Origin of the sequence: Paraburkholderia humisilvae (genome assembly GCF_902859855.1) — a bacterium.
GTDB lineage: Bacteria > Pseudomonadota > Gammaproteobacteria > Burkholderiales > Burkholderiaceae > Paraburkholderia > Paraburkholderia humisilvae.
Genome location: NZ_CADIKH010000287.1, coordinates 1 through 1,919, shown reverse-complemented (window position 1 = coordinate 1,919; position 1,919 = coordinate 1). Strand labels below are relative to the sequence as shown.

Annotated in this window: 2 protein-coding genes and 1 pseudogene; all 3 read left to right on the top strand. The window is 55.4% G+C overall.

The window, feature by feature from the left end:
• On the top strand, positions 1–246 hold a 246-nt coding region (locus HV796_RS43795; RefSeq protein ID WP_217478235.1), incomplete at its 5' end, for a hypothetical protein.
• Between the two features lies 1 nt (position 247).
• On the top strand, positions 248–400 hold the full coding sequence (locus HV796_RS43790; RefSeq protein ID WP_217478234.1) for a hypothetical protein: 153 nt from the start codon (positions 248–250) through the stop codon (positions 398–400).
• 693 nt (positions 401–1,093) lie between these two features.
• Positions 1,094–1,195 (top strand): annotated as a pseudogene (locus tag HV796_RS41945) (ATP-binding protein); the annotation flags it as partial.
• Positions 1,196–1,919 lie beyond the last annotated feature (724 nt).

Below are 1,919 nucleotides of genomic sequence, written 5' to 3'. Positions count from 1 at the left end.
CTTCCCCTCTCGCTGGTGTTGATGAACGTTCGAAACTTCATCATGGCACGTCGATGCCGACTCGCGGCTTCCGCCGCAGCCTCGGGACGGGGAAGTCCCTTTCATTCTCTAGACGAAGAGGGTCATGACGTGGCAGACGACCCACGCTCCTACTTTCCTCGTTTCCGCGACGCAGCGTTGCCACCATTCGGTATGCATCACCCGATCATCGTCACGCAAGGCAACCGCCAATTTCCTGGAGATTGAAATGAGCTACATCTTTGCACTGCTTCACAAACTGATACCCACATTTCACGAGCCAAATCTGCCGCTCGACAGCGACTATTCGTATGAGGCCCGGAAACGCGAAGACCGGCGTCTTCGCAAATTCGAAGCGAACATTGCCTGGTTCCGCGTCTGAGTACGCTTTGCGCTTGCGCCGCGAGAGCGTTCTCACCGAGGGCGCTTCGTTTAATTTTTGCGCTGGATAACCCAACCATTGCGAGCCATCCACACGGAGAAACATGAGACGCGGAAGGCTTGACCTGCACTGCACCATATTGGCATTCCCACGGAGCAACCGTTGGCTGGAGAACGCTACGCAGTCGGAGTCGGCATGTACACCACCGACGACCTGAGGGGCCCGCTGCCTGTTCAGTGGCATCGGTTCGAGCCCAGTTCATCCTTGCATCCGCTCATGAGCACTCAGCCGCATCTACTAGCATTGAACCGCCCGGGGAATCGTGGAGGCTGGTCGGTTTAAGTTAATGCTGGTTCAGCGGCAGGTGTTTCAAGTTGCCGATAGTAATTTGCCTCAGGTTCCGCGGGCGGGATATAGCCGAGGGACTCAAATGGGGAACGACGTTGTGAAGTGATACAACGCTTCGGCTAGAACGAAATACTTGCTCCATGAGCGAGCCACAGAGCAAGAATCCTGCAAATTGCAGTGTGCTGATGTGCAGCAGACAATCGACGCAGCTCAGAAGCTGGCAATGCAGGTCTTGCACGAGTGAGCCGACACCACTCCATAGTACACATCTCGCACGATCCGACAAATTGAGGAATTAGTTGATGAATCGTCGCGCTTCCCGGGCACATGCCCGCAGCAAGGTCAAGCAAGCTCTATGAACGCACCAGCATCATCATCACCACCGACCTGAGCTTCGCCGAGTGGGCCAGTGTGTTCGGCGATGCAAAGATGACGAGGGCGCTGCTCTGACCTGCCCCCGGCAAACAGGGTAAGGCGGAGTCTAGTAAAGTTCGTGATCGGGCTCACGGGTCGAGGCATTTCTCCCTTCGTCGGTAAGCGAAAAAATCGCCCTTTTGCGGTGGTTGATGAATTTGGCCGCGCTTCCTCTACCGTTGCGAGTCCGGCTTTCGCAAACGCCATCCCGGTGTCGTAGAAGGCGTAAGGATTGACGTGGTCGGACGGTTCAGAAGACGCAGGCCACGACATTGCAGGCAAGCATCGTTCAAGGCTCGACGCCAGGCGCGCGTTAACGGTTGCAGCGAAATTCTCTTCGTTTGGCGCGGATTTGTTCGCGAACAGGCGGCCAGTGAGGCGACGGACACGGCCGCGACGAAAGGGGAGAAGAAATGGTTTTTCGTTTGAACTGGGAGGCTTCCGAGAACGGGATCGCTGAGCTGGCGCGAATTTATCACGCTTACGGCCGTGAAGCATTGATTAGGAATCCATGGAAAATTGCAATGCGTTAAATGACTTGGAGCGTTACGAAGAAATGTGGATTGCACCGGTGCAACGTTAAAGAACGATCGTTCGCTATCTGTGTCGCGCCCGAATCCCTTCCAGGGTGCTATACTGTGTTTTTGTACAGGTGCGACCTGCAAAGTCGCTATTGCAACTGTCCTGCCGATAGCACATGGATGGGACCTGCTGTTCTGCCAGCAGTAGCCTACTCGATCGTGCGTCGCTGGTAACG

Excerpts from the sequence above, each read along its gene's own strand:
- HV796_RS43790 (WP_217478234.1), top strand. The coding sequence starts at position 248 with ATGAGCTACATCTTTGCACTGCTTCACAAACTGATACCCACATTTCAC.